Below are 26621 nucleotides of genomic sequence, written 5' to 3'. Positions count from 1 at the left end.
AATTATAGTGTTAAGTGTTTATTTGTAATGGGTATAAAATTACGTCTAAAGCGAAGCTGTCTATGTTAATAAAAACTTAAAATGCCTACTATTTTGTATTAAGGCTCAAATTGAATAACAGCAAACATTTCGTAACACATTACCTTTAATTAATCCTTATCTTCACTTAGATTATATTAAAGCAATAAATTCCTGTTAAATTTTGTTTAACTTTTATTTTAAATAGTTAAACATTACTTATCTTTACACTAATTATTAAAAGAAGTTATCATGGCTAAGAAAAAAGCGATCAAACAATCTGACTTAATAGATTTTTACATGGATTATGTTTTAACTCATAACCACAAGCCAAAATCTGTGTATGCATTTGCGAAAGACAATAATTTTGAAGAGCAAAAATTCTATGAGTTCTTTGGTTCCTTTGAAGCTCTAGAACAATCTATATTCAAAATATTTTTTGACCACACTATTTCTAACTTAGAGAAAAGTGAAGATTATAATGCATTCGATGCCAGAAACAAAATGTTAAGTTTCTATTACACCTTCTTTGAGATATTAACAGCAAATAGAAGTTATGTAGTACATGCTTTAAATGCAAACCCTAATAAACTTGAAACTTTAAAAGTCTTAAAACATTTAAAACACAGTTTCACAAACTATGTAACACATTTAGACATTCAGACTATTGATTTAAAACAAGAAAAGCTAGAGAAGTTTCAAAACAAAGCACTCAAGGAATCTGCATGGATTCAATTACTTGTAACATTAAAATTTTGGATGGATGACTCCTCGTCTTCATTTGAAAAGACCGATATTTTTATAGAAAAATCGTTAAAAACAAGTTTCGATTTAATAGACACAACACCTTTAAAAAGCATTATTGACTTTGGTAAATTTTTATACAAAGAAAAAATGCAAACCAAATAGAGCTTATGAAAACTATAGACAGCATACCGATTACTAAAATTTCTAGAGCAACTAAGTTGGTTTCTACTGGTGCAAAAGTTGGCGTAAATTATTTAAAGTATTATGGTGACAAAATGGTAAATTCTAAAGAAGATGCCAAAGAACGTCTCAACAAAAATAATGCAGAAGATATTTACGACAGTCTTAAAACTTTAAAAGGAAGCGCACTTAAAGTAGCGCAAATGTTAAGTATGGAAAAAAGCATATTGCCACAAGCTTATGTAGAGAAATTTTCATTATCTCAATTTTCTGTTCCACCATTATCGCCTCCTCTGGTTATAAAAACATTTAAAAAATACTTTGGAAAACATCCCGAAGACATATTTGATACTTTTAACGCAACTTCAGTAAATGCTGCTAGTATTGGCCAAGTCCATATTGCAGAGAAGAATGGGAAAAAATTTGCTGTGAAAATCCAATATCCTGGAGTTGCGGAAAGTATTGCTTCAGATTTAGCTTTGGTAAAACCAATTGCTATTAAAATGTTTAATATTAAAGGAAAAGATTCTGATAAATATTTTAAAGAAGTTGAAAACAAACTCACAGAAGAAACCAATTACATTCTAGAAATAGAACAAAGCAAAGCTGTAGTTGAAGCTTGTGAGCATATTCCAAATCTTAAATTTCCTAAATACTACGAGGAGTTCTCATCAGAACGTATCATAACTATGGATTATATGAAAGGTGAACACCTTTCGGAATTTGTAGCACATAATACAAATCAAGACCTTTCTAATCAATTAGGACAAGCACTTTGGGATTTCTATATGTTTCAAATTCATAACCTTCGTAAAGTGCATGCTGATCCTCATCCTGGTAATTTCTTAATATCAGAATCTGGCGATTTAATTGCTCTCGATTTTGGTTGTATGAAAACGATTCCTGAAGATTTTTACATTCCGTATTTTGAATTAGCAGAAAAAAAATGTATTGAAAACCCTAAGCTATTTACAGAAAAACTCTATGAATTAGAAATTTTAAGAACAGACGATTCCGAAGAAGAAATAAAATTCTTTAGTGCTATGTTTCATGAATTGTTAAGCCTTTTCACAAAACCATTTCATGAAGAAGAATTCGACTTTTCAAATCCTGATTTTTTTAATCAAATATCAGATATGGGACAACGCTATTCTAAAAGCTCTGAGCTTAGAAACATGAATGGTAATAGAGGTTCTAAACACTTTATTTACATTAACAGAACCTTCTTTGGGTTGTATAATTTAATGTTCGATTTAAAGTCTAAAAACGTACAAATAAACAATTTCAAAAATCTTTAAATGTTAGAATTTAGCAGTGAAGATATTGACCAAATGGAGCATTTATATAGAATTAACTTAATTAATAGTTGTTCGGGTTATAAATCTGCAAATTTAATTGGCACAAAAAGCCAAGACGGATTAAGTAATGTTGCTATATTTAGTTCTATAACACACTTGGGTTCTAATCCTGCATTGTTAGGTTTCTTTGTAAGGCCAACAACTGTAATGCGGAACACGTATTCTAATATAAAAGCGACAGGAAAATACACGATTAATCATATTCATTCTGAAATTATAGAAGATGCACATCACACATCTGCAAAATATGATTCGGACATTTCTGAATTTGATACCACAAGTTTAACCGAAGATTATAAAGATGAATTTTTAGCACCATTTGTAAAAAACTCACCTGTACAAATGGCAATGCAATACGTTGAAGAATATCCTATTGCTGCAAACAATACGATACTTGTTATAGGAAAAATTGAAAAGCTATTCATTAATGATGCTTTAGTTGAACCAGACGGTTTTGTTAACCTCTCCAAAGGACATATCGCAACAATTAATGGTTTAGATGGATATGGAATCCCAAAACTAAAAAAACGTTTAGATTACCAAAGACCAAAATCTGAATTCACAAAAACAAATGTCTAATGAGAATATTAATCACAGGTACCACAGGCTACATCGCTAGAAGATTAGCGCTACAACTTCTCGAAGACAAACACGAGTTAGTGTGTTGTGTACGTGATTTAAGTCGTATTCCAGATGAGATTGAAGATAATCCACTGTGTTCATTTATAAAAGTCGATTTTCTAAAACCAGATTCCGCAGAGATTCCTAAAGACATAGACGCAGCTTATTATTTAATTCATTCTATGTCTACAGATTCGGAAGATTTTGAAGATTTAGAGCGACAATGTGCACAAAACTTTAAAAATCTTGTAGAACCGACGCAATGCAAACAGGTGATTTATTTAAGTGGCATCGTAAATGATGCTTCACTTTCTAAACACTTAAAATCGAGATTACAAGTAGAAAACACATTAAAATCTAAATCTTACGCCTTAACAACCTTTAGAGCGGGAATTATAGTTGGTAGCGGAAGCGCATCTTTTGAAATCATAAGAGATATCGTAGAGAAACTACCTTTTATGATTACTCCAAAATGGCTCAACACCAAAACACAACCTTTAGCCATTAGAGATGTTTTAAACTTTTTAGCTGGTGGATTAGACAAAGTAGAATTATACAATAATGCTTACGATATTTTTGGTCCAGAAGTACTGACTTACAAACAAATGCTTTTGCAATTTGCAGAAGTCAGAGGATTAAAACGTTATATCGTTACACTTCCGGTTTTAACCCCAAAACTATCCTCGTATTGGCTATATTTTGTAACATCAACATCCTTTCAATTAGCAGCTGCCTTAGTCGATAGTATGAAAGTTGAAGTCATAGGCAAAGCAAGTAATATCAATGAAATTATTGGCATAAACCCCATGGATTATAAAACAGCTGTGGATTTAGCTTTTCAGAAAATAGAACAAAATGCTGTAATATCTAGTTGGAAAGATGCTGTAAGTAGCGGACGCTTTAAAGACCAACTATCTAAACATATTGAACTACCACAATACGGTTGTTTTACAGATGAAAAAAAACGACCTGTCACTGATGAAGAATTTACCATAAATAAAATTTGGAGCATAGGAGGACGAAACGGCTGGTACAGTTTTAATGGTCTTTGGAAAATTAGAGGTTATATGGATAAACTTTTTGGAGGTGTAGGCTTAAGACGTGGACGCACAAGTGACACCCATTTAGAAGCTGGTGATGCTCTAGATTTCTGGCGTGTTTTATATGCTAGCAAAGAAGAAAAAAGACTTCTGCTTTTTGCAGAAATGCGTTTACCTGGTGAGGCTTGGTTAGAGTTTAAAATTGTGAAAGGCCAATTACACCAACGTGCCGTTTTTAGACCGAAAGGTCTTTGGGGACGATTGTACTGGTATTCTGTATTACCGTTTCATGCCTTTGTATTTAATGGCATGATTAACGCCTTATCAAAAAAATGAAAGGTGTAAAAAAAGCAAATCTTCCAACAAAAATATGTCCTGTTTGCAACCGACCATTCTCTTGGCGTAAAAAATGGGAAAACAATTGGAACGACGTAAAACATTGTAGCGAAAAATGCAAAAGACAAAAAACAATAACAATTTAGTTTGGTTTAGAAATGATTTAAGAACCATTGATAACGCCGTTTTATTTGAAGCTCAAAAAAACAGTAACCAACTTATTGCTGTATATTGTTTTGACCCACGACCCTTTGCTTTTAATAAATTTGGGTTTAAGAAAACGGAAAAACACAGAGCTAGATTTTTAATTGAAACGGTTACGGATTTAAAAGCACAACTCAATAAACTAAATATAGAATTATTAGTTTTTCATGCGCAACCAGAGGATATCATTCCTAACATATTTACAGAATACAATATTAATACTGTTTTTCTTCAAAAGGAATGGACCTCAGAAGAGCTAACTATAGAAAATGCTGTAAAATCGAAATGTAAAAATTGTATCTGGCATTCTGTTTACAATAAGTTTTTGTATCATCCTGATGATATTAATTTTAAAATTTCTGATACACCACAAGTATTTACAGTCTTTAAAAAAAAACTTGAAAAACATGTAGACATTCGTCCAGAGTTAAACATATCAAAATACTCAGAAGACAATCGAATAGAGAATAACACCAAAATTCCGTCACTCCACGACTTAGGATTTGAAGATTTTGATCACCACACACATTCTGCATTTCCTTTTCAAGGTGGAGAAACTCATGCCATAAATCGTCTTCAAGATTATGTTTTCAACACTAAAAAACTAGGATATTATAAGAAGACCAGAAATAGTTTGGTTGGTAAAGATTACAGTTCGAAATTTTCACCATGGCTCGCTAACGGGAGTTTGTCTGCAAGAACGATTTATTGGAACATCAAAAAATTTGAAGAAGAACATTTCAAAAACGAATCGACCTATTGGTTAATTTTTGAATTGATTTGGCGCGATTATTTTAAATATATTTCCTTAAAACATAGCAACCAAATTTTCAAATTAAAAGGCATTCTTCAAAAAGATTATACTTGGAAAACTGACCAGAATTCTATTCAAAACTGGATTAATGGAGAAACAACATCCGATTTTGTAAATGCCAATATGCTCGAATTAAAAAATACAGGTTGGATGAGCAACAGAGGACGACAGAATGTTGCATCCTATTTTGCAAAATCCTTAGAACTCGATTGGCGCATTGGTGCAGCCTATTTTGAATCGCTCCTACTCGATTATGATGTACATAGTAATTATGGCAATTGGATGTATGTTGCTGGAGTTGGCAATGACCCAAGGGACCGTACTTTTAATGTAGAATTGCAAGCAGACCGTTATGATGCCAATGGAAAATTTAGAAACCTATGGTTACAACCTAGTTTATTTTAATGGTATAAAAAGATAGCAGAATCCAATGAACACATTACGACTCATATTAGGCGACCAACTTAACTCTCAGCATTCATGGTTTTCAGAAACCAACGAGAACGTTACCTATTGCCTTTTTGAAATGCGACAAGAAACCGATTATGTAACACATCATATTCAAAAAGTCATTGGCTTTTTTGCTGCAATGAGAAGTTTTGCTGAAGAACTAAAGTCGCAAGGACACAACGTCATTTACTTCAAAATTAATGACACCAATAATACTCAGAGTTTAGTCGATAATCTTTCAAAATTAATTAAAGATCATACTATTGAATCTTTTGAATATCAATTACCTGATGAATACCGCTTAGATGAACAACTCACTGCGTTTTGCAAATCATTAAACATTGAAACAAATACTTATGATTCCGAACATTTTTACACTTCTAGATATGAATTAAAAGAATTCTTTGAAGGTAAAAAGACGTATCTCATGGAAAATTTTTATCGCAACATGCGTAAAAAACACGAGGTATTTATGGAAGGCAAACAACCTGAGGGTGGTCAATGGAATTACGATAAAAGCAATAGAAAAAAATGGAAAGGCAAGCCCGAAATCCCACATTACAAATGGTTTATTAATGATGTTTCAGAAATTGTGTCAGACATAGAAAAAGCCGACATAAAAACAATTGGTCGCTTTAAAACAGACACTTTTAGTTATCCTGTAGACAGGGAACAATCACTTGAGCAACTCAATTATTTCTGTGAGCATTTATTAATTAGGTTTGGTGATTACCAAGATGCCATGCATACAGATCAAGTTTATTTATTTCATTCGCGCATATCATTTGCCATGAATATAAAACTGATAAGTCCAAAAGAGGTTGTAAATGCAGTTATTGATTATTATTACGACCATAAATCTGAAATCGATATTTCTCAAGTTGAAGGTTTTGTGAGACAAATTATTGGTTGGAGAGAATATATGCGAGGAATGTATTGGACTTTAATGCCAGATTATAAATCTGAAAATCACTTAAAAAACACCAACAAACTTCCTAACTTTTTCTGGACAGGCAACACAAAAATGAATTGCCTAAAACAGAGTATCAATAATTCCTTGGATAATGCATATGCACATCACATACAACGCTTAATGATTACTGGCAATTATGCTTTATTAACTCAAATTCATCCGGACGAAGTAGATGCTTGGTATTTGGGTATATATGCAGACGCTATAGAATGGGTACAATTAACCAATACCAGAGGTATGAGTCAATTTGCTGATGCCGGAAAAATTGCCACAAAACCTTATGTATCTTCAGGTAGTTACATTGATAAAATGAGTAACTATTGCGATAAATGTCATTACAACAAAAAAGAAAAAATAACAGAAAATGCGTGTCCTTTTAATAGCTTGTATTGGAATTTCTTAGATGATAAACGCTCTATTTTAGGAAATAATAGACGCATGGCAATGATGTATAGTTTATTAGACAAAATGGACAAAAGTCAACTCAATAATATGAAAGAACGCGCCGCTTCCATTATAGAAAACCCAGATGAATACTAATAGAGAACATATCAATGTCGTATGGTTAAAACGCGATTTAAGACTTCAGGATAATGAAGCTATTTCTAATGCTTTAAAATCTGGTAAACGCACGCTTATTATATATATATTTGAGCATTTATTATTAAACGACGTGCATTATAGCGAACGTCATTTTAATTTCATCAAAGAATCTATTCAAGATATTAATAAACAACTATCAGTATATAATTCTAAAGTTCTAACCGTTACTAGCGACATTTCAAGTACGTTTAATCAATTACAAGAATTTTATAGAATTAAAACTATTTATTCTCATGTTGAAACAGGCTTATTAGTGACCTACGATAGAGACAAAGAATTTATTCGCTATTGCAGAAATAATTTTATAACCTGGGAAGAATCTAAGAACAATGGTGTTGAACGTGGCATTGTAAACAGAGACTATTGGTTTGAAAATTGGGAAACCTATATGACGAGTCATTTAGAAATGTTTCAACCTTTAGAAAATCAACTGTTGAATATTTCAGAAATTGAACACTTAGAACAATTGTTTTCCGTAACAGATTTGCACACACCTGAAGCTACAAAATTTCAAAAAGGCGGAACAACTATAGGCTGGAAATACGCAAATTCATTTTTTGAAAGTCGACATAAAGATTACATGTCTAATATTTCAAAACCTGAAGCTTCGAGAAGCAGTTGCAGCCGTATTTCGCCGTATATTGCTTGGGGAAATTTATCAATTAGACAAGTTTTTCAAAAAGCTCAGCAATTAAAAGCTAAAACATCGGAACCTAAACATATTGGTCCTTTTATATCACGTTTACGCTGGCAAGCTCATTTTATACAAAAGTTTGAAATGGAACATACCATGGAAAACGCAAGTGTAAACAAAGGCTATCATAAACTAAAAAAAACATTATCTATAAGTTACCAAAATGCTTGGAAAGAAGGTCAGACTGGCTTCCCATTAGTAGATGCTTCAATGCGTTGTTTAATTGAAACTGGTTACGTTAATTTTAGAATGCGTGCCATGTTGGCATCTTTCTTTACACACATTCTATGGCAACCTTGGCAGTTTGCAACTACACATTTATCACAACTATTTTTAGATTTCGAACCTGGCATTCATTTTCCACAATTACAAATGCAAGCAGGCGAAACTGGTATTAATAACTTAAGAATTTACAATCCTACAGTTAATGGATTAAAACACGATCCAGATGCCTTATTCATTAAAAAATGGGTTCCAGAATTAGCACATTTAGATACAACTTTTATCCATGAACCTTATTTAATGACAGAACTAGAACAGGGTTTTTACAACTTTAAACTTGGTGAAGATTATCCAATGCCAATAGTAGACATAAAGGAAAATCGTAAACGTGCTAGTGATATTCTTTGGAACATGAAAAAAGATACAGAAGTCATCAGTGAAAGTTTCAGAATATTAAAACGACATACTTTACAAGATAGGAAGCGTATGTTCAGAAGTGATTGATTTTTATTCCAATACACAACAAATTCCATAGTCATAATTATCTGTTAATTTTTGTTTAACATTTATTATAAATAGTTAAACATTTTATATATTTGATGATATATGATATTAAATACCACACATAACAATCCTGAGCACAAGCAAATCATTGCCGATTTAGTTGGCAGTCCTTTTAGTTTGGTACAGAAATTGAAAATGAATGGTATAGGTTCTAAACGCATGATAATTGACGAAGTGAGTCCAAATATGCAATCGATGATGAATTTGGTGTCTGATATTAATTATGGAAATATTGAATTGAGACCAAAAGGTATATTAATTAGAATTAATAAAGGATTACAAAATTTTACATGGATAATACCTTATTACCATCTCGTTATATATAAAATCAATGGGTCTAGTATACATGCACAAGGAAAATTTGTGCATTTTAGAGCTAATAAAACTTTTAAAGAGAATAAGAAGTTTTTTGATAAGTTGATGGACCAAAAAGTAAAGTACGACATGCTTTACGCAATGCCTCAAGAGCTATGAATTTAGAGCTAAACGACATTGACAGAATTATTGAAATGGCATGGGAAGATAGAACACCTTTTGATGCAATTACATTTCAATTCAAATTAAAAGAACAAGAGGTTATTAATTTAATGCGACGCGAATTAAAACCAAGTAGCTTCAGATTATGGAGAGCCAGAGTACAAGGCAGAGCTACTAAACACAGTAAAAAAAGAACGTTTGACGAAGGCAGATTTAAATGCTCTAGACAAAGAACAATATCAAATAACTCTATTTCAAAACGTTAAACCGTGCTTTGATTTAAGTTTGGAGTACTTAAAGACAGCACATTAAAAAGACTTTATGAATACTGAAACGACTTCCAAAACAAATGAAAAACTTAATGGTTTCACAACAGAGGCTATAGGAGACGATCATTTATTTACAAGTTTAGACACACCAATGAAGCCAAATGCTTTTGATATGTCTAATGAAGAAAAGAAAAAACGCATTTCAATTTTATTTTCAGAAATAATGGATGTAATGGGTTTAGATTTAACCGATGATTCACTTCAAGGCACACCTGATCGTGTTGCAAAAATGTATATTGAAGAAATATTTTCGGGTTTAGATCCAAAAAACAAGCCTAAAATGGCACTTTTTGAAAATAAATATCAATATAATCAGATGTTAGTAGAAAAAAATATTACCTTCTACTCTAATTGTGAACATCATTTTGTACCAATCATAGGAAAAGCACATATTGCATACAAATCATCTGGAAAAGTAATTGGACTTTCAAAGTTAAATAGAATCGTCCAATATTACGCCAAACGACCTCAAGTTCAAGAGCGTTTAACAAATCAAATTGCTAACGAACTTATGTCAGTTTTAGAAACTGAACACGTTGCCGTAATCATAGATGCCAAGCATTTATGTGTTTCATCTAGAGGTGTACAAGATGATACTTCTACAACAGTAACAACATTTTATGGAGGTGAATTTAATGATGCCTCAAAAATTTTAGAATTACAAAATTATATAAATAATTAAGCTATGGATACAGTAGAAAAAGCTTTAGAATTTGAAAACAGAAAGTTTTCATTTAAAACAACAAGTGATAGAATTTTAGCAGCAAGAGAAGCTAAAGATTTAATATTAGAAGTCAACGAATTATATAAAGAGAAAAAAGACGCTCAATTAATGGATCTAATGAAGCGTTTGACGGCTATAAAACAAAAAATAGAAAAACGACTTAAAGGAAGACCTTTAACGGCATCATAGTTATGGGTAGATTAATTGTTATTGGAGGAAGCAAAGGTATTGGTAATGCAATTATCTCATCTTTGCTTTCTTCTTATGATGAAATAGTGAATATTAGTCGGACAGCACCAGAGGAATCGCATCCTAATTTAAAACATTATAGCTGTGATATTCTTGTTGATGAATTACCCGAAGTTGATGAAGCTGATGGATTAGTTTATTGTCCTGGAAGCATTAACTTAAAACCGATTAACCGACTTAGTGTTGATGATTTTAAAAATGATTTTGACATTAATGTCATTGGAGCAGTTAAAGCGATTCAAAAATACATTCCTGCTTTAAAAAATGGAAATAAGCCTTCCGTTGTACTATTTAGTACAGTAGCTGCAAAATTAGGAATGCCTTTTCACGCAAGTGTTGCAGCATCAAAATCTGCAATTGAAGGATTAACCAAATCTTTAGGTGCAGAATTAGCACCAACCATACGCGTAAATGCGATTGCGCCAACAGTAACTGACACTGAGTTGGCATCAAAATTACTACGTAATGAAAGGATGATTGATAATATGAATGAACGTCATCCGCTTAAAAAATATTTACAACCTAAAGAAGTTGCAGATATGGCTGGTTTTCTATTATCAGAAAAAGCCGCTTCTATGTCAGGACAAATATTTGAAATGGACTGCGGAATCGTAAGTTTCAAATTGTAAAACACATATAAATTATTTTAAAATTAATGATATGATAGCAACTGCTACGCAATCCGTGTACGATATAAAGATTAAAAGCCTTCAGGGTAATCCGATTGATTTAGGTCTCTTTAAAGGTAAAAAAATACTGTTTGTAAATGTTGCTTCTAAATGTGGATTTACACCTCAGTATAGAGAACTACAGGAGCTTCAAGACACTTACAAAGAGTCTTTAGTTATTGTTGGCGTTCCATGTAATCAATTCGGTAGCCAAGAACCAGGAAGCGCTAACGACATACAAGAGTTTTGTGAAGTTAATTATGGTGTTTCATTTTTAATGACAGAAAAAATTGATGTTAAAGGAGATACACAACACCCATTATACGCGTGGCTTACTAAGAAATCACTTAATGGAAAGCAAAATTCTAACGTAAGATGGAATTTTCAGAAATACTTAATTGATGAAAACGGCGATTTTTTAAATTACTATTTCTCAATTACAAAACCACTAAGCTCAAGAATCACAAAATATTTAAAATAAAAAATTATGTTTGGACTGTTTAAAAAACCTTCGGAAATAGAAAAGCTTCAAAAGCAATATAAAAAGTTAATGGCAGATTGGCACAAGCTCTCTTCTAGCAACAGAAGCGAGAGCGACAAAAAATATGCTGAAGCCCAATTAATAATGGATAAAATTGAACAACTAAAAGCATCTTAAATTGAAGACAATATACTTTATTATATTATTTCTTATTATCAATTTTGGTGGTCTTGCTCTCGGAAGTTGGTTTATGGGAGACGCTGTAACAGGAGAATGGTACACCAATTTAAATAAAGCACCATGGACACCACCAGGTTGGGCATTTGGTGCGACTTGGACTTTAATAATGATATGTTTTTCAATTTATCTCAGTTACTTGTTTTCAATTCGAAATTCAAAATTTGTAATTACACTATATGTTATAGCCTTAATACTCAATGTGAGTTGGAATTATCTCTTTTTTAATCAGCACCTCACAACATTGGCATTTGTAAATATTATAGCTCTAACCCTGCTTATCATCTATTTCTTTATCACGTTTGGTGACGATAAATTAAGCAACATAAAGCATTTATTATTGCCTTACATCGTTTGGTTATGTATTGCAACATCGCTTAATGGTTATGTTATTTTTAATAATTAACATCTACTGTATAAACCGTTAAGTTTACCATTTATCCACTTTAACTAACTACCACATGAAAATATATACGTTACACAAAAAACAAAATTTACCAATCTCTATAGAACAAGCTTGGGAATTTTTATCTAGTCCTGCTAACTTAAAAACCATCACACCAGATTATATGAGTTTTGATATTCTTTCTGGTGCAGACAGACCAATGTTTCCTGGTCAAATTATTCAATATATTGTTACACCTGTTTTAGGGATAAAAACAAAATGGGTTACTGAAATTACGCATGTAAAGGACAAGGAGTATTTTGTAGACGAACAACGTTTTGGACCTTATGCGCTTTGGCATCACAAACATTTTATTAAGGAAATTGAAGGTGGTGTTGAAATGGAAGATATTATAGATTATAAACTTCCTATGGGAATTTTAGGTCAACTTGTGCACCCTATATTAGTAAAGCCTAAATTGGAAGAAATATTTAAATACAGAACAACTAAGTTAGAAGAGTTATTTGGAAAATATTAAATCGTTCGCAACAAATCTTTATAGTCTAAAATTGAAATTACAGCATACATTATGAATAAAAAAATAAACATTTTCTGGTTTAGAAGAGATTTAAGATTAGATGACAATCTTGGTTTTTTTGAAGCTTTAAAAGACGAACATCCAGTGCTTCCTATTTTCATATTCGATGATAAAATTTTGGATAAATTACCTAAAGATGATGCTCGTGTTACTTTTATTCATGAAACACTTCAAAATTTAAGACAGATATTACAGGATGAGGGCAAAAGCAGTATTGCTTTGTACAAAGGCGAACCAATTGATATCTATAAACAGTTAATTGCAGACTTTGATATTGATAAGGTGTATACAAATCACGATTATGAACCTTATGCTACCGAACGTGATAATGCAATTAAAACACTTTTAGAAAAACATCAAATAGAATTTAAAACGTATAAAGATCAAGTCATTTTTGAAAAGAGCGATATTGTCAAAAAGGACGGAAAGCCATATATGGTTTACACACCATATATGCGTAAATGGAAAGAAAAATTCAGGACTATTGATTTAGAGATTTTCTATACCAATTCTTATTTAAATAATTTAATAGAACATACCAAATTACCTAATCTAACTTTAGCCAATATTGGTTTTGAAAAATCGAATCAAGATATAGCGGATTATGATGTGACGCCAACTTTAATTCAAACTTATGAAGCTACCCGAAACTTTCCAGCACAAGATTCTACGTCTCGTTTAGGTCCGCATTTAAGATTTGGAACTGTAAGTATTAGAAAAATGGTAAAAAAAGCCATTGCTGAAGAGAATGAAATATTTTGGCAAGAGCTCATTTGGCGTGAGTTTTTTACTCAAATTCTTTGGCACTTTCCACACACAAAAGACAAAGCATTTAAACCTAAATACGACCGTATTGAATGGCGTTATAATGAAGGTGAATTTAATGCATGGTGTAAAGGAGAAACGGGTTATCCTTTAGTAGATGCTGGCATGCGTCAGCTCAATGCAACAGGATTTATGCACAATAGAGTACGAATGCTTGTTGGTAGTTTTCTTTGTAAACATTTACTAATGGATTGGCGATTAGGAGAAGCCTATTTTGCAGAAAAACTGCATGACTATGATATGGCAAGTAATGTTGGTAATTGGCAATGGGTTTCTGGTTCTGGTGTAGATGCTTCGCCTTATTTCAGAATTTTTAATCCTACAACACAGATTCAAAAATTTGATAAAAACTTAGAATACATAAAAAAATGGGTTCCAGATTTTCAAGAGCTTACGTATCCCAAACCTATTGTAGAACACAAAATAGCAAGAGAACGTTGTTTGGAAACCTATAAAGCTGCATTGAATTAATTATTTTATCCTAAAACAAAACAGCAACCTCATTACAGAATTTTTAATCCTTTTAAAAAACTACTAGTCCATATTTAATTAAAAAGTTAAAAACGTAGTTATCATTTACTTAATTTAGTAAAAGTTTTCATTAACTTTAAAGCACTAATTTAAAATACCGATAATTATGAATACTTGGGGAGTTGCTAAAAAATGGAAAGAAATGTGTGAGCAAGGTAAAAATCTTGATTGCATTAATGAGCTTTACGCAGAAAATGTAGTAAGCAAAGAAATGCCTGGCATGCCTGGAGAAAGTATTACTGGAAAACAAAACGTCTGGAACAAAAACAAGGAATGGCTAGATAGTGTAGAACAAGTTCATAGCAGCTCTATCAGTGCTCCTATTGTAGCAGGAAATCATTTTTCTACCAAGATGCACTTTGATCTTACTTTTAAAGATAGAGGAAGACAACAAATGGAAGAAATTGCAGTTTTTGAAGTTACAGATGGAAAAATAACATCTGAGCAATTTTTATATTCATTAGAATAAACTAAACCTTTTGAAATTATATAATAAAAAACTTCAAATTAAACTTGAAGTTTTTTTGTTTCAATTCATAGATATGATGCTATAAAATCATAGTATTATACACTCCTATTTATACCTACATAAAAACTCAATACTTAACTTAAAATTTTAAGTATTAAACAACGTATTAGAATTTGTTATACTAATGAATATTATCGTTTTAGAGTAAAATGACCAGTATGAATTAATCCATTAGTGCGCTCTACAACAAACCAATAATCACTAGTAGGCATAAGGTTACCATTATAACTTCCATCCCAGCCTATTTGATCACCAAAAAAACTAGTCAATAACTTTCCATATCTGCTGTAAATGTAGACTTGTAAATCGGGCTCTAATTCTGCTCCAGAAATGTGCCAATACTCATTATCTCCATCTCCATTCGGTGTAAAAAACCTTTTATAATTTAATAAGGAAATATCTTTTGTACTTACACCACAACCATTTTTATCTCTAACAAAAACCGTATAATTTCCAGAGGATAAATTGATGAATTCACTTTCTGGCTGATAACTTAAACCATCTAATGAATACTCATAGTCACCAAGACCAGATACTTCAATATCTATTGAATTACTATTAGCAGTAAAGTCCTCAGATACAATGGCAGAAATATCAGCAACACTAGAAACGTTTACAGTATAAGTTTTTGTTGCATCACAAGAAAAACTACCATAATCATTTGAAACTGTAACCGAATATGAGCCTGCCGTTTCTACAACTATGCTTCTAGCCGTTTCACCAGAAGACCATAAATAACTAGAATATCCTGATTCTGCTGTCAATAACAGAGCATTATCCTCACAAATAGTCCTGGTCTCATCTGAGCCTAACTGAGGAATCGAGCCAACTATGAGCTGAAAAGTACCCGTTTCATAACAAATATCTAATGTATTGTGAATCATCCTAACGTAAATAGTCTGCGGATTTATGACATTCTCATAACTTTCTGAAATAGGATTATTACCAGAATCCGCATCGCTTTGAGATAAATGATAAGTGATTGTTAAACTTTCGGGATTTTGATTACCTAACAACTGTGCATTTTGTTGTGATAAATCAAAAACGGCTTGAGCCCCAAACACTTCATTACAGATCACCAAATCTGGCGTTATACCTAGGTTTACTAATGGAAGTAAATCTAATGTATTAACTGTAATGCCTTCAATACTACCACATACATCTTCCACTCTTATTTCATAAATACCAGGACTTAAATCTGTAAAGATATTATTACTACCATTATCTATAAATATAGGTGACACAATAGAAAAATTATATGGAGGCACACCAATGACATCAACCAAAATATCCGATGGTCCTGATCCTCCTTCACAATTAAGGTTAAACACATCATTTATAATTAAATCTGAACCTACTTCAAATTCACCAAAGATGTCAAAACAATAGTCATCCATATTTGGATTATTATTAGATTGAAATGCTTTTATAATTCTAAATGTTCCAATAAAAAAAATATTAAGAAGGCTCTCGCCATTTTCAATAGAAATAGAATTTGAAGAATTAGGTAACTCGCCTTCTGTATAAATAACACCAGTATCAGGATGTCCCCAAACATCACTTTCTGGATAGTACTTTTGAAACCAATAGGATTGATTGACAACTGAATCGTCAGTATCCATTATACTTAAATCAAAAGAGCCACAATTTCTTTGTAAATCATAAATTAAATCGTCGCTATTAAAATTATAACTTTCTATATTTTGATTAAACACAAATTCATTACCACAACTATCGGTAAATTCAACTGTGTAATTTCCTTCTGGTAGATCATTAACAAAGAAAATTCCTGCAGGTAAAATTGCAGAACTATAATCAAAGGGCAACGTCTCAGAAAACGCACTAGGTGCTTCAACAATAAAAACGGAGGTAATTGTTCCATACGAACCTGCGATTCTCAGACTACCAGTATCTGAATTGCAACTAACAGATGTTACAACATTAAGCGGATATTCCTCGAAATCTGGAATTACAATTTCTTCATTATAAACTTTACCACAATTATCTATCATTTCTAAAATGTAAGTGCCTTTTGGAAGCGCATCAGCTTCTAAGGAACCGTTTTCAATAAAAGCAGAGATATCGTCAGGTATTACATTTACATAAGTAGCTGGAGCCTCATTAAATACAGCGTACACAATCTCCCTATTTGCGATACTTACAGACAATTCACCTGTAAGTGAATCACAACCACCATTTGTTGCAGATATACTTGGTTCTATTGGTTGCTCAATTAACTCAATTGTAGCTAAGCCAATTCTATTGCATGCGTCTACAACTCTAACACTATATATACCATAAGGTAAGCCCAAATCTTCTTCCTCAAAAACAATTACAGGGTCCGTGTAAACGCCTTCATTATCATTATAATCTAATGGATCAAATTCACTTGGAGCTTCAATAAATTCTAAAATATAAGGAGGTACCATATTAGCCACGACTATAATTAAATCACTACCACAAACACTTGCAACAGGTGTTAAAGTCACTTGTGGAAACGGGTTTATAACTTCCGTGTTTGTAACAATATCACCGCATCCATCTTGCACTACAGTTTCTATCATAAAAGCTTGGTCATCATAATTCGCAACAGTTTCTGATATTTCGAGTTCCATTTCGGAACCATTTTCATAGGTTTGACTAAAACTTGTTGATTCACTTCCGTCTAAAAGACTTACAGTATAATCAACAGTTATTGGATAAGAAAGTTCGCTCCCTACACCTGCTGCAATAGCATGACTTATAGTGGTTTCTTCACAACTAATGAGAACATTAGGCTGCTCAATGGCAGACAATGTAAATGTACTATCACTAAGTAATAACGTATAGGTCTTAGATAAAGCATTGCCACAATCATCAAAAACACGAACAACATAAGTACCTTCAGTAAGGTCACTAAAGCTATTATCTAATTGTAAAGGTGCAGTTACCGGACCAGATATTATTTCAAAAGATTGCGCATTGCCTGATAGCACGTTAACAACTAAACTTATACCATTACATTCTCCGCTAAAACCCTGTCCGACTTCAAAATCTAAAACAGAAATGACATTATTAACTGTAGCGTCAGCACTTTGCGAGTTTTGTAATTCATTCAATGTTTGTATAGCTTGCACCAAATAATTACCACTTTCTAAACTACTAAATGTATTTGCTGAAGTTTGTGCTATTGGTGTATCAATATCTGGATATAAAAAGAGGATATAAGTGATTTCGGAACCAGATGTGGTACCTGAAACATTCATTGAAATAGAACCATTACTAGAACAGGATTCATCTGTTGTAGAAACTGAAAAATTAAAATCATTCAATTGTGCACAAACAAGCTGGCTCATTAAAAAAAGACAAAATAGAATGTAGCATTTTAGAGGGAAAACGGGATACATTGAATTAAAATTTCACAGTTTTTAGTAAGATAAGATTAATCTATATTTAACCTTCAACTCATCCGATATAATTAACAATATAACCGATGGATCACCGATTTTAAAGCACTAAAGTTAAAAAAACTATTTTATCATAAAATAAATACAAGGACAAAAACTTTTGAAGTTACAATTTAAGACTATGTCATTGTGTTAATAAAACCAATTTAATACAAAAAAAGACCTCATTAAATGAGGCCTCTTATATTGTTAATATATTATAATTTCAATTCCCTTCTACACGTTCAATTTTCGCGCCTATAGCTCTTAAACGTTCGTCGATATTTTCGTAACCACGATCTATTTGTTCAATATTATGAATAATAGAAGTTCCTTTTGCAGATAAAGCCGCAATTAATAAAGAAACACCAGCTCTAATATCTGGAGACGTCATCGTTGTCGCTTTTAATGTGGACTTAAAATCATGACCAATAACAGTTGCTCTATGCGGATCACAAAGAATAATCTTTGCGCCCATATCTATCAGTTTATCAACAAAGAACAAACGACTTTCAAACATTTTTTGATGTACAACAGCCTCTCCTCTAGCTTGCGTTAAAACCGTTAAAATAATACTTACCAAATCTGGTGTAAATCCAGGCCATGGCGCATCTGAAATCGTTAAAATAGAACCATCGATAAAGCTTTGTACTTCGTAACCATCTGTATGAGCTGGAATATGAATATCATCACCTTGACGCTCAACTGTAATACCAATTTTTCTGAAAACATTTGGAATCTGACCTAAATCATCCCAACTTACATTGGTAATGGTCAATTCACTTTTTGTCATCGCAGCTAAACCAATCCAGCTACCAATCTCAATCATATCTGGTAACATTCTGTGATTTGTACCACCTAAAACATCTACACCTTCTATAATTAAAAGATTAGAACCGACACCAGAGATTTTTGCTCCCATGCGATTCAACATTTTACAAAGCTGTTGTAAATACGGTTCGCAAGCGGCATTATAAATTGTAGTTGTACCTTCTGCTAAAACAGCAGCCATTACAATATTTGCAGTACCAGTAACAGAAGCTTCATCTAAAAGCATATAAGTTCCTTTTAGCTTATCTGCTTCTACGCCATAAAACAAGTCTTCCTTGTTATAACGAAATTTTGCACCAAGACTAATGAAACCTTCAAAGTGTGTATCTAAACGACGACGTCCAATTTTATCACCTCCTGGTTTTGGAATATATCCTTTACCAAAACGCGCTAATAATGGTCCTACAATCATAATAGAACCTCTTAAACCTTTACCGTCTTCTTTAAATTCGGCAGATTCTAAATATTTTAAATTAACATCATCAGCCTTAAAAGTATAAGACCCTTTAGCTATTTTATTGATTTTAACACCCAACTTTTTTAATAAAGCAATGAGTTTATTGACATCAATAATATCAGGAATGTTATCTATCTGAATTTCTTCGGCAGTTAATAGCACTGCACATAAGATTTGTAAAGCTTCGTTTTTTGCTCCTTGTGGCTGAATTTTACCTTTTAGTTGGTGACCACCTTCAATTTTAAATGTACTCATACGTTTTAGTAACGTTTTCTGTTATTAGAATATTTCTTCTTGTTAGAATTGCTATTCTTTTTGTTAGAATTATTTTTTGCGCCATACTTAGATTTTGTACGCATTAAACTTGTAGAATCTGTAAGATTTTCATCACTTTCCTTTAAGTCTAATTTACCACCCGAAAGTTCAAATAAATGATTAAAAATAACACTATCTTCAACAGTATCTTTATTCCAATTAAGGAAACATTTTTTCATGTGGTTAGCAATCGTGTACGTTAAAGCTTCCTTTAACTCACCATCTTCCCAACTCACAGCAACATCAATCATAGTCTTTATGTTATTACCATAAAAACGATATTTTGGAAAATTCTGCGGATATTTTAACGGTTCTGGTCTTGCCTCAATTTCTTCTTTTGAAGGTTCTCCATAAGGTGAATCTACATCAAAATCAAAATCTGCCATTATAAATAGCTGATCCCATAATTTGTGCTTAAAATCTGGCACATCTCTTAAATGAGGTTGCAGATTTCCCATTACGGAAATAATAGCATTTGCTAGTTTATTACGCTCTTCTTTAGTTTCGCGAGTCTTAGCGTGATTAATCATCTTTTGTAGATGACGTCCATATTCTGGTATAATTAAATGCTCGCGCTCTGTGTTGTATTCTAAATCGTCAATCAAAATTGTAAAGTGTGTAGTATATTGTTGTAAAACCCGAAGTCTCTAGGTTTTGTTGCAAAGTACAAAAAAATACGAAGCCTATTATAAAATTATAAAGAAATTACGCCTTCAACGTTTTCAGCTACTTCTTTATACTTAGCTATTACGGTTTCTGGATTTTTCAATTTTACGTTAATAGAAACACTTGTGTATTTTCCATTCTTAGATTCTGTTGTTGTAATAACAGCACCTAAATTGTCAAAAAGTGCTTCAATATGATTCACTCCTGAGCCTTCCGTAAGGACAATAAATTTATATAAATACTCTGATGGCCAAAGGGCTGTATCGTATAATTGAGATTTTAATTTTTCGTAAAATTCGTCTGTTTTTTTAGAACTATCCATAATATAATATTAGAGTTACAAAGATACATTTAAAACTTAAAACATGATAAAAATTAAGCAAACTGTCCTTTGTATAATCTATGAACAATCAAAATATAATAAGGATTTTTATATTCTCTATTTATTCCCTTATTTTTATCCTCTGTATTATTTCAAAATTAATAAACAATTTGAATTCAAAAAAAGTCGTCATCGCAGGTGGTCCAGGAACTGGAAAAACCACAATCATAAACGAATTAAAAAAGCGTGGTTTTATTTGTTATGATGAAATCTCTAGACAAATTACTTTACAAGCCAGAAAAGAAGGTATAGAGCAGATGTTTTTAACAGAACCGCTTCTCTTCAGTAAAAAGCTTTTAGACGGTAGAATTCAACAATTTAATAATGCATTTAAAGAAACTGAACAAGTCGTTTTTTTAGACAGAGGCATACCTGATGTCATCGCTTATATGGATTATATTGGTGACACCTACCCTAGTCATTTTACAGAAGCTTGCGAAAATCACAAATACGACAATATCTTTGTTTTAGCACCTTGGCAAGAGATTTTTACTAGTGATAATGAACGTTATGAAAACTTTGAAGAAGCTATTGAAATTCATCAGCATTTATTAAATACATATAAGCGCTTTGGTTACGATTTAATTGATGTCCCCTTCGGAAAAGTTGAAACTAGAGCAAACTTTATCTTAGAGTCCTTAAATTTGCAGTAATGCATCCTATAGAAGTTTTAGAACGGTATTGGCAACATACATCTTTTAGACCGTTACAAGAAGAGATTATCGCTTCGGTTTTAAACCAAGAAGATACCTTTGCGTTATTGCCAACTGGAGGCGGAAAATCGGTTTGTTTCCAAATTCCAGCTTTAATACAAGAAGGTATTTGCATCGTAGTTTCGCCTTTAATTGCTTTAATGAAAGATCAAGTGAATACCTTAAAAGAAAAAGGTATAAAAGCGATTGCGCTGACTTCTGGCATGTCTTATAAAGATTTAGATACGCAATTAGACAATTGCATTTACGGTAATTACAAGTTTCTATACCTCTCACCAGAACGTTTACAACAGACCTTGGTGCAAGAGCGTATTCAACAAATGAAAGTGAATTTAATTGCCGTTGATGAAGCGCATTGTATCAGTCAATGGGGAAATGATTTTAGACCAGCTTATAAAAATATTGTAGCACTGCGGCAGTTACATCCGCATGTTAATTGTATCGCCTTAACGGCCACCGCAAAACATAATGTGGTTGATGATATTGTGGAGAATCTAGATTTTATAAACCCAAAAATCTTTAAAGCTTCATTTGCAAGACCTAATATAGCCTATGATGTTATTCATACTGACGATAAACTATTTCAACTAGAACACTTATTAAAAAAACACAAAGGTTCCTCTATTATATATGTAAGAAATAGACGTGCCACAACTGATATTCATAATTTATTAAAGGCAAAAGGGTTTTCTTCTACATTTTATCATGGTGGCATTACCAATAAAGAAAAGCAAGAACGTTTGTACCAATGGACTAACGGACAGATAGATATTATGGTAGCCACTACAGCTTTTGGGATGGGAATTGATAAGGCTAACGTAAAAACTGTTATTCATATTAATTTACCAGAAAGTTTAGAAAGTTATTACCAAGAAGCTGGACGTGCAGGAAGAGATGGTGAATTAGCACATGCCATTATTTTAAAGCAGCATATCGATGAAAATCATTTACGAAGTCAATTTTTAAATACGTTACCGTCCGTAGCCTTTGTAAAAACGGTTTACAATAAGCTATGTAATTATTTTCAAATTTCTTATGGAGAAGGCGAAGACACCTTGCATCAATTCGATTTTAAATCCTTTTGCAATCAGTATAAGTTAAGTGCTAGTATTACTTATAATGCCTTATTGCTGTTAGACCGAAATACAATTATTACGCTTACACAGCATTTTAATTTTAGGACTAAAATTCAGTTTGTATCGACCAATGCCGTTTTGTTTCAATATTTAGAAACACATATGGATTTAAACATTTTGGTAAAAGTACTGCTTAGAACATATGGTGGTATATTTGATTATGAAACTAAAGTGAACCTTAGCTTGGTTATTAAAAAATCTAATTTATCCGAAAAACAAGTGATAGCTCAATTACAACGTTTAGAAAAAGACGAAGTGATTAGTTTACAAATGGCTAATACCGATTCTGAAATTACGTTTTTAAAACCGCGTGAAGATGATATTACCATTAACCCTATTGCCAGAACCATAGAGCAACAACACACCTTAAAACATCAACAAATTGAATCGGTTTCAGACTATATTAAAAATGATTGGGTTTGCAGAAGTCTGCAACTTCTAAACTATTTTGGAGAAAAGTCGAAGCAGCCTTGCGGTATATGTTCTGTTTGTGTGGCTAAAGCTTTAAGCATAGAAAATAATTCAAACGATGCTATTTCAATTCAAATTATAAAAGCCTTAAGACCTGAAGCATTATCTTCGCGACAATTATTACTTCAAATTAAATGTTCTGAAAAAGCACTTTTAGATAGTCTTTCAGAATTAATAGAACTCAAAAAAATAAAATTAACACCAATTAATACTTACACACTTATATGACAGAAAAACGTGATTTACGCATAGTTTTTATGGGAACGCCAGATTTTGCCGTTGCTACGCTAAAAGCCCTTATTGATCATAATTATAAAGTAGTTGGTGTTATTACTGCGCCAGACAGACCTGCAGGTCGTGGGCAAAAACTAAGAGCATCTGCTGTTAAGGAATTTGCTTTAGAACACAATTTAAATATTCTACAGCCAACGAACTTAAAAGCAGAATCTTTTATAGAAGAATTAAAGGCTTTAAATGCCAATTTACAAATCATTGTTGCTTTTAGAATGTTACCAAAAGTAGTTTGGCAGATGCCAGAATATGGCACATTTAACCTTCATGCATCGTTACTACCGCAATATAGAGGTGCTGCACCAATCCATTGGGCTATTATTAATGGTGAAACAAAAACTGGCGTGACGACATTTTTTATAGATGAAAAAATTGACACTGGAGCCATAATTAAGAGTGAAGAAACTGCCATAGGAAACAAAACAACGGTTGGCGAATTACATGACGACTTAATGAGTATAGGAAGTGCTTTAGTAATTAAAACGGTTGAACAAATTGAAAACGATACCGTTAAAACTAAAATACAACCACAAACCGAAGATTTAAAAACGGCTTATAAACTGAATAGAGACAATTGTAAAATTGACTGGTCGCAACCTATAGACTCTATATATAATAAGGTAAGAGGTTTAAACCCATTCCCAACAGCTTGGTGTTTGTTAGATAACGCAGAAGAAAAACCATTATCTGTAAAAATATATGGTGTAGAAAAAGTTGAAGAAGCACATAATTTTGAAGCCGGAAAATTAATAACAACCAAAGACGAGCTAAAGGTCGCATGTAAAGGTGGTTACGTAAAAGTCTTAGAAATTCAGTTACCTGGAAAGCGAAAAATGGAAGTGAAATCACTTTTAAATGGATACAATTTTTCTGAATCAGCAAAACTGCTGTAAACCCTTATTATCATTGGTTTTACAAAAAATCCGACAAAATGCATCGTGTTTATTAACAAATGACCCAAGTTATTAACAAAAATCCGATTTTCCCACGCTATTCCTTGCGTAGCTTAATATTCCTAATAATTTTGTCTACAGATTTTAACATCACAATTTTTAAAATCAAATTTTTAACAATTTAAAATTAATATTTATGAACAAAACAGATTTAATCAACGGAATGGCAGAGAATGCTGGAATTACTAAAGCAGCAGCAAAAAAAGCATTAGACTCTTTATTAGTTGATATCGAAGGATCTTTACAAAAAGGTAACAGAGTATCTTTAGTAGGATTTGGTTCTTGGTCAGTTTCTAAAAGAGCTGCAAGAGATGGAAGAAACCCACAAACTGGTAAGACTATCAAAATTAAAGCTAAAAATGTAGTAAAATTTAAGGCAGGTTCTGACTTAAGTAGCGCAGTAAACTAAGACATTTTTTGTTTAAAAAAATACAGAGCCTACTCATTGAGTAGGCTTTTTTTTGTGCCTGTTTTTAAATATTTCTTCTTACACCTTTAAACTTGGACACTTTTCTTTCTCCTTTTTAATAATTACCCAAGCTAAAACAAACCCGATATAAAGCTATCTTTTTAAGCTATGTCGCATATTAAAGCCTAATTAGTTGTTTTTTTAACAAAAAAAACATAGATTTAGTAATCTTTAAAACAGAAAAACTAAAATGAACAAACCCGAAAAAGGCAATTTACTTATTGCTGAACCATCCATTATCGGTGATATTTCATTTAATCGTGCTGTGATTCTCTTAGCGGACCATAATGCCATGGGTTCTGTTGGCTTTATTTTAAACAAACCTTTAGAATATAATTTGAAAGACCTTATTGAAGGTACCGAATCTGAATTTCCTGTATATAATGGAGGTCCTGTAGAACAAGATAATTTGTATTTTATTCATAAATCACCAGAGCTTATTCCCAATAGTGTAGAAATATCTAATGGTATTTTTTGGGGAGGAGACTTTTCTGTGGTTATTGATCTTATAAACGAAGGCGAAATTTCAACTAGCGATATTCGCTTCTTTTTAGGTTATTCTGGTTGGGATGAGCAACAATTAGACAATGAACTTAAATCTAACGCATGGTTAGTTTCTGAAAATATCTATAATAAAGAGATTATATCTAAGCCTTGTAATTCTTTTTGGCGCGATAAAATGTTAGAACTTGGTGGTGATTATAGTATTTGGTCTAATGCACCTGAGAATCCTAGTTATAATTAAATAACTTAGAACTACTTAGACCACGGATTTCACTGACTAAACCAACCTCAGCTTTGCATTCAGTTTTTTAACTAAACTCTGTGCAAACTCATTTCCAAACTCTTTTTTACGATATTTTGTAATTGGTATAATACCTTTAATTACGTTAGTGACGAATAACTCGTCTGCTTTTTGAAGTTCAAACGGACTAATAGACGCTTCTTCTATGGAAACGTTGACGTCTTTAGATAATAACTCCAAAATTTGTTTACGCATTACACCTTTAAGACAACCATCTTCTAAAGGTGGTGTTTTTATTTTCCCATCTTTAACAATGAATAAATTCCCATTTAAGGCTTCTATGACACTTTTGTTAGTGTTTAATACCAAACAATTATCAAAATCATTTTCCTTAGCGTAAATACTCCCTATAACTTGTATGGCTTTGTTGTTAGACTTTAAGCCAGACAACAATCCTGGTGCTACAAAATAATCCTTGTATAAATCAACCAAATATTTGGTATCTCCATCAATAGTATAAAACGGATTTAGATGTGTTTCTGCGCTAATATTGTAATGAACCGTTGCTTCTTCTGTTGGTGTATATTTACCACCTTCACCTCTGTCTACATTAAGTCTTACACGAGCAGAAGCTTGCAATAGGTTATTAGCTTCAAGGGTTTTTAATATTTCGGATTCTAAGAATTCCATGGTAAAGCTCATTGGAATATCCATTCTGAGAATTCGCATAGAAGACATTAACCTAAAGTAATGATCTTCCCAAAAGAATATTTTGCCGTTAACTACTTTTAGAGTTTCAAAAAGTGCGTCGCCATATTTATAACCTCTGTTATTAACCGTAAGTTTAGAATCTGCTTCAGAAAGCAGTGAACCATTAAAATTTACCATAAAAAAATCTCGATTTAGTTTT

At 32.2% G+C, this 26621-nt stretch carries 29 protein-coding genes; 24 read left to right on the top strand and 5 right to left on the bottom strand.

Going from position 1 to position 26621, the window contains the following annotated elements:
- Positions 1–270 precede the first annotated feature (270 nt).
- The 19 genes from Q0807_RS05965 (at position 271) to Q0807_RS05875 (ending at position 14797) form a co-directional block, all read left to right on the top strand.
- A complete protein-coding gene (locus Q0807_RS05965) occupies positions 271–927 on the top strand; it encodes a TetR family transcriptional regulator C-terminal domain-containing protein (protein WP_299107505.1) in 657 nt (218 codons plus the stop codon).
- Positions 928–932: 5 nt separating this feature from the next.
- On the top strand, positions 933–2243 hold the full coding sequence (locus Q0807_RS05960) for an AarF/UbiB family protein (protein ID WP_299107503.1): 1311 nt from the start codon (positions 933–935) through the stop codon (positions 2241–2243).
- A complete protein-coding gene (locus tag Q0807_RS05955) occupies positions 2244–2882 on the top strand; it encodes a flavin reductase (RefSeq protein ID WP_299107501.1) in 639 nt (212 codons plus the stop codon).
- Positions 2882–4300 (top strand): SDR family oxidoreductase, encoded by a 1419-nt coding sequence (locus Q0807_RS05950; protein WP_299107499.1) that lies wholly within the window; start codon positions 2882–2884, stop codon positions 4298–4300. The genes Q0807_RS05955 and Q0807_RS05950 overlap by 1 nt, the downstream gene beginning before the upstream one ends.
- Positions 4297–4446: a DUF2256 domain-containing protein gene (locus tag Q0807_RS05945; protein WP_299107498.1), complete on the top strand. Its 150-nt coding sequence runs from the start codon at positions 4297–4299 to the stop codon at positions 4444–4446. Before Q0807_RS05950 ends, Q0807_RS05945 begins: the two co-directional genes overlap by 4 nt.
- Complete coding sequence (locus tag Q0807_RS05940) at positions 4416–5723, top strand: DASH family cryptochrome (protein ID WP_299107496.1); 1308 nt, start codon at positions 4416–4418, stop codon at positions 5721–5723. The genes Q0807_RS05945 and Q0807_RS05940 overlap by 31 nt, the downstream gene beginning before the upstream one ends.
- Positions 5724–5748: 25 nt before the next feature.
- On the top strand, positions 5749–7281 hold the full coding sequence (locus Q0807_RS05935) for a cryptochrome/photolyase family protein (RefSeq protein WP_299107494.1): 1533 nt from the start codon (positions 5749–5751) through the stop codon (positions 7279–7281).
- The gene (locus Q0807_RS05930) at positions 7271–8764 is read left to right on the top strand and encodes a cryptochrome/deoxyribodipyrimidine photo-lyase family protein (RefSeq protein WP_299107492.1); all 1494 of its coding nucleotides are present in this window, start codon (positions 7271–7273) and stop codon (positions 8762–8764) included. Before Q0807_RS05935 ends, Q0807_RS05930 begins: the two co-directional genes overlap by 11 nt.
- Before the next feature lie 102 nt (positions 8765–8866).
- The gene (locus tag Q0807_RS05925) at positions 8867–9298 is read left to right on the top strand and encodes a hypothetical protein (RefSeq protein ID WP_299107489.1); all 432 of its coding nucleotides are present in this window, start codon (positions 8867–8869) and stop codon (positions 9296–9298) included.
- Positions 9295–9567, top strand: a complete 273-nt coding sequence (locus Q0807_RS05920) for a TIGR03643 family protein (RefSeq protein ID WP_299107487.1) — start codon at positions 9295–9297, stop codon at positions 9565–9567. The genes Q0807_RS05925 and Q0807_RS05920 overlap by 4 nt, the downstream gene beginning before the upstream one ends.
- Before the next feature lie 55 nt (positions 9568–9622).
- Positions 9623–10312 (top strand): GTP cyclohydrolase I FolE, encoded by a 690-nt coding sequence (gene folE, locus Q0807_RS05915; protein WP_299107485.1) that lies wholly within the window; start codon positions 9623–9625, stop codon positions 10310–10312.
- A 3-nt stretch (positions 10313–10315) separates the two neighbouring features.
- A complete protein-coding gene (locus Q0807_RS05910; RefSeq protein WP_299107483.1) occupies positions 10316–10543 on the top strand; it encodes a hypothetical protein in 228 nt (75 codons plus the stop codon).
- 2 nt (positions 10544–10545) lie between these two features.
- Positions 10546–11232: an SDR family NAD(P)-dependent oxidoreductase gene (locus Q0807_RS05905; RefSeq protein ID WP_299107481.1), complete on the top strand. Its 687-nt coding sequence runs from the start codon at positions 10546–10548 to the stop codon at positions 11230–11232.
- A 31-nt stretch (positions 11233–11263) separates the two neighbouring features.
- A complete protein-coding gene (locus tag Q0807_RS05900) occupies positions 11264–11752 on the top strand; it encodes a glutathione peroxidase (RefSeq protein ID WP_299107479.1) in 489 nt (162 codons plus the stop codon).
- A 6-nt stretch (positions 11753–11758) separates the two neighbouring features.
- Positions 11759–11929, top strand: coding sequence for a Lacal_2735 family protein (locus tag Q0807_RS05895; protein ID WP_299107477.1), 171 nt, complete (start codon positions 11759–11761; stop codon positions 11927–11929).
- Between the two features lies 1 nt (position 11930).
- Positions 11931–12395: a TspO/MBR family protein gene (locus Q0807_RS05890; protein WP_299107475.1), complete on the top strand. Its 465-nt coding sequence runs from the start codon at positions 11931–11933 to the stop codon at positions 12393–12395.
- A gap of 55 nt (positions 12396–12450) precedes the next feature.
- Positions 12451–12912 carry an SRPBCC family protein gene (locus Q0807_RS05885; RefSeq protein WP_299107473.1) on the top strand — a complete coding sequence of 154 codons (462 nt, stop codon included), beginning with the start codon at positions 12451–12453 and terminating at the stop codon, positions 12910–12912.
- Between the two features lie 51 nt (positions 12913–12963).
- Positions 12964–14268 carry a deoxyribodipyrimidine photo-lyase gene (locus Q0807_RS05880; RefSeq protein ID WP_299107470.1) on the top strand — a complete coding sequence of 435 codons (1305 nt, stop codon included), beginning with the start codon at positions 12964–12966 and terminating at the stop codon, positions 14266–14268.
- Between the two features lie 166 nt (positions 14269–14434).
- A complete protein-coding gene (locus tag Q0807_RS05875) occupies positions 14435–14797 on the top strand; it encodes a nuclear transport factor 2 family protein (protein ID WP_299107468.1) in 363 nt (120 codons plus the stop codon).
- A 191-nt stretch (positions 14798–14988) separates the two neighbouring features.
- Here the strand turns inward: Q0807_RS05875 and Q0807_RS05870 are convergent, their stop codons facing one another.
- The 4 genes from Q0807_RS05870 to Q0807_RS05855 form a co-directional block, all read right to left on the bottom strand.
- The gene (locus Q0807_RS05870; RefSeq protein WP_299107466.1) at positions 14989–18192 is read right to left on the bottom strand and encodes a T9SS type B sorting domain-containing protein; all 3204 of its coding nucleotides are present in this window, start codon (positions 18190–18192) and stop codon (positions 14989–14991) included.
- 316 nt (positions 18193–18508) lie between these two features.
- Positions 18509–19825 carry a UDP-N-acetylglucosamine 1-carboxyvinyltransferase gene (gene murA, locus Q0807_RS05865; RefSeq protein ID WP_299107464.1) on the bottom strand — a complete coding sequence of 439 codons (1317 nt, stop codon included), beginning with the start codon at positions 19823–19825 and terminating at the stop codon, positions 18509–18511.
- Positions 19826–19830: 5 nt separating this feature from the next.
- Positions 19831–20490: a DUF4290 domain-containing protein gene (locus Q0807_RS05860; RefSeq protein ID WP_299107462.1), complete on the bottom strand. Its 660-nt coding sequence runs from the start codon at positions 20488–20490 to the stop codon at positions 19831–19833.
- An 89-nt stretch (positions 20491–20579) separates the two neighbouring features.
- Positions 20580–20873 carry a DUF493 family protein gene (locus Q0807_RS05855; protein WP_299107460.1) on the bottom strand — a complete coding sequence of 98 codons (294 nt, stop codon included), beginning with the start codon at positions 20871–20873 and terminating at the stop codon, positions 20580–20582.
- 170 nt (positions 20874–21043) lie between these two features.
- Between Q0807_RS05855 and Q0807_RS05850 the strand changes: the two genes are divergently transcribed.
- The 5 genes from Q0807_RS05850 to Q0807_RS05830 all read left to right on the top strand — a co-directional run bounded on the left by Q0807_RS05850 (position 21044) and on the right by Q0807_RS05830 (position 25711).
- Positions 21044–21586, top strand: a complete 543-nt coding sequence (locus tag Q0807_RS05850; RefSeq protein ID WP_299107458.1) for an ATP-binding protein — start codon at positions 21044–21046, stop codon at positions 21584–21586.
- Entirely contained in the window at positions 21586–23481 is a 1896-nt protein-coding gene (locus Q0807_RS05845; protein WP_299107456.1) for an ATP-dependent DNA helicase RecQ, read from the top strand. Before Q0807_RS05850 ends, Q0807_RS05845 begins: the two co-directional genes overlap by 1 nt.
- Positions 23478–24437, top strand: a complete 960-nt coding sequence (gene fmt, locus Q0807_RS05840; RefSeq protein ID WP_299107454.1) for a methionyl-tRNA formyltransferase — start codon at positions 23478–23480, stop codon at positions 24435–24437. The genes Q0807_RS05845 and fmt overlap by 4 nt, the downstream gene beginning before the upstream one ends.
- Before the next feature lie 196 nt (positions 24438–24633).
- Positions 24634–24906, top strand: coding sequence for an HU family DNA-binding protein (locus Q0807_RS05835; protein ID WP_020894395.1), 273 nt, complete (start codon positions 24634–24636; stop codon positions 24904–24906).
- A gap of 250 nt (positions 24907–25156) precedes the next feature.
- The gene (locus tag Q0807_RS05830) at positions 25157–25711 is read left to right on the top strand and encodes a YqgE/AlgH family protein (protein WP_299107451.1); all 555 of its coding nucleotides are present in this window, start codon (positions 25157–25159) and stop codon (positions 25709–25711) included.
- Between the two features lie 36 nt (positions 25712–25747).
- Here Q0807_RS05830 and Q0807_RS05825 read toward each other — a convergent pair whose 3' ends face one another.
- On the bottom strand, positions 25748–26599 hold the full coding sequence (locus Q0807_RS05825) for an aminotransferase class IV (RefSeq protein ID WP_299107449.1): 852 nt from the start codon (positions 26597–26599) through the stop codon (positions 25748–25750).
- Between the last annotated feature and the right edge of the window lie 22 nt (positions 26600–26621).

It is taken from the genome of uncultured Winogradskyella sp., from assembly GCF_947495255.1.
GTDB lineage: Bacteria > Bacteroidota > Bacteroidia > Flavobacteriales > Flavobacteriaceae > Winogradskyella.
This window is presented reverse-complemented; position numbering and strand designations above follow the sequence as displayed.

What these genes read in the sequence shown, in the direction of transcription:
- Q0807_RS05965 (WP_299107505.1), top strand. Translation starts at nt 271, where the DNA reads ATGGCTAAGAAAAAAGCGATCAAACAATCTGACTTAATAGATTTTTAC.
- Q0807_RS05960 (WP_299107503.1), top strand. Translation starts at nt 933, where the DNA reads ATGAAAACTATAGACAGCATACCGATTACTAAAATTTCTAGAGCAACT.
- Q0807_RS05955 (WP_299107501.1), top strand. Translation starts at nt 2,244, where the DNA reads ATGTTAGAATTTAGCAGTGAAGATATTGACCAAATGGAGCATTTATAT.
- Q0807_RS05950 (WP_299107499.1), top strand. Translation starts at nt 2,882, where the DNA reads ATGAGAATATTAATCACAGGTACCACAGGCTACATCGCTAGAAGATTA.
- Q0807_RS05945 (WP_299107498.1), top strand. Translation starts at nt 4,297, where the DNA reads ATGAAAGGTGTAAAAAAAGCAAATCTTCCAACAAAAATATGTCCTGTT.
- Q0807_RS05940 (WP_299107496.1), top strand. Translation starts at nt 4,416, where the DNA reads ATGCAAAAGACAAAAAACAATAACAATTTAGTTTGGTTTAGAAATGAT.
- Q0807_RS05935 (WP_299107494.1), top strand. Translation starts at nt 5,749, where the DNA reads ATGAACACATTACGACTCATATTAGGCGACCAACTTAACTCTCAGCAT.
- Q0807_RS05930 (WP_299107492.1), top strand. Translation starts at nt 7,271, where the DNA reads ATGAATACTAATAGAGAACATATCAATGTCGTATGGTTAAAACGCGAT.
- Q0807_RS05925 (WP_299107489.1), top strand. Translation starts at nt 8,867, where the DNA reads ATGATATTAAATACCACACATAACAATCCTGAGCACAAGCAAATCATT.
- Q0807_RS05920 (WP_299107487.1), top strand. Translation starts at nt 9,295, where the DNA reads ATGAATTTAGAGCTAAACGACATTGACAGAATTATTGAAATGGCATGG.
- folE (WP_299107485.1), top strand. Translation starts at nt 9,623, where the DNA reads ATGAATACTGAAACGACTTCCAAAACAAATGAAAAACTTAATGGTTTC.
- Q0807_RS05910 (WP_299107483.1), top strand. Translation starts at nt 10,316, where the DNA reads ATGGATACAGTAGAAAAAGCTTTAGAATTTGAAAACAGAAAGTTTTCA.
- Q0807_RS05905 (WP_299107481.1), top strand. Translation starts at nt 10,546, where the DNA reads ATGGGTAGATTAATTGTTATTGGAGGAAGCAAAGGTATTGGTAATGCA.
- Q0807_RS05900 (WP_299107479.1), top strand. Translation starts at nt 11,264, where the DNA reads ATGATAGCAACTGCTACGCAATCCGTGTACGATATAAAGATTAAAAGC.
- Q0807_RS05895 (WP_299107477.1), top strand. Translation starts at nt 11,759, where the DNA reads ATGTTTGGACTGTTTAAAAAACCTTCGGAAATAGAAAAGCTTCAAAAG.
- Q0807_RS05885 (WP_299107473.1), top strand. Translation starts at nt 12,451, where the DNA reads ATGAAAATATATACGTTACACAAAAAACAAAATTTACCAATCTCTATA.
- Q0807_RS05880 (WP_299107470.1), top strand. Translation starts at nt 12,964, where the DNA reads ATGAATAAAAAAATAAACATTTTCTGGTTTAGAAGAGATTTAAGATTA.
- Q0807_RS05875 (WP_299107468.1), top strand. Translation starts at nt 14,435, where the DNA reads ATGAATACTTGGGGAGTTGCTAAAAAATGGAAAGAAATGTGTGAGCAA.
- Q0807_RS05870 (WP_299107466.1), bottom strand. Translation starts at nt 18,192, where the DNA reads ATGAGCCAGCTTGTTTGTGCACAATTGAATGATTTTAATTTTTCAGTT.
- murA (WP_299107464.1), bottom strand. Translation starts at nt 19,825, where the DNA reads ATGAGTACATTTAAAATTGAAGGTGGTCACCAACTAAAAGGTAAAATT.
- Q0807_RS05855 (WP_299107460.1), bottom strand. Translation starts at nt 20,873, where the DNA reads ATGGATAGTTCTAAAAAAACAGACGAATTTTACGAAAAATTAAAATCT.
- Q0807_RS05845 (WP_299107456.1), top strand. Translation starts at nt 21,586, where the DNA reads ATGCATCCTATAGAAGTTTTAGAACGGTATTGGCAACATACATCTTTT.
- fmt (WP_299107454.1), top strand. Translation starts at nt 23,478, where the DNA reads ATGACAGAAAAACGTGATTTACGCATAGTTTTTATGGGAACGCCAGAT.
- Q0807_RS05835 (WP_020894395.1), top strand. Translation starts at nt 24,634, where the DNA reads ATGAACAAAACAGATTTAATCAACGGAATGGCAGAGAATGCTGGAATT.
- Q0807_RS05830 (WP_299107451.1), top strand. Translation starts at nt 25,157, where the DNA reads ATGAACAAACCCGAAAAAGGCAATTTACTTATTGCTGAACCATCCATT.
- Q0807_RS05825 (WP_299107449.1), bottom strand. Translation starts at nt 26,599, where the DNA reads ATGGTAAATTTTAATGGTTCACTGCTTTCTGAAGCAGATTCTAAACTT.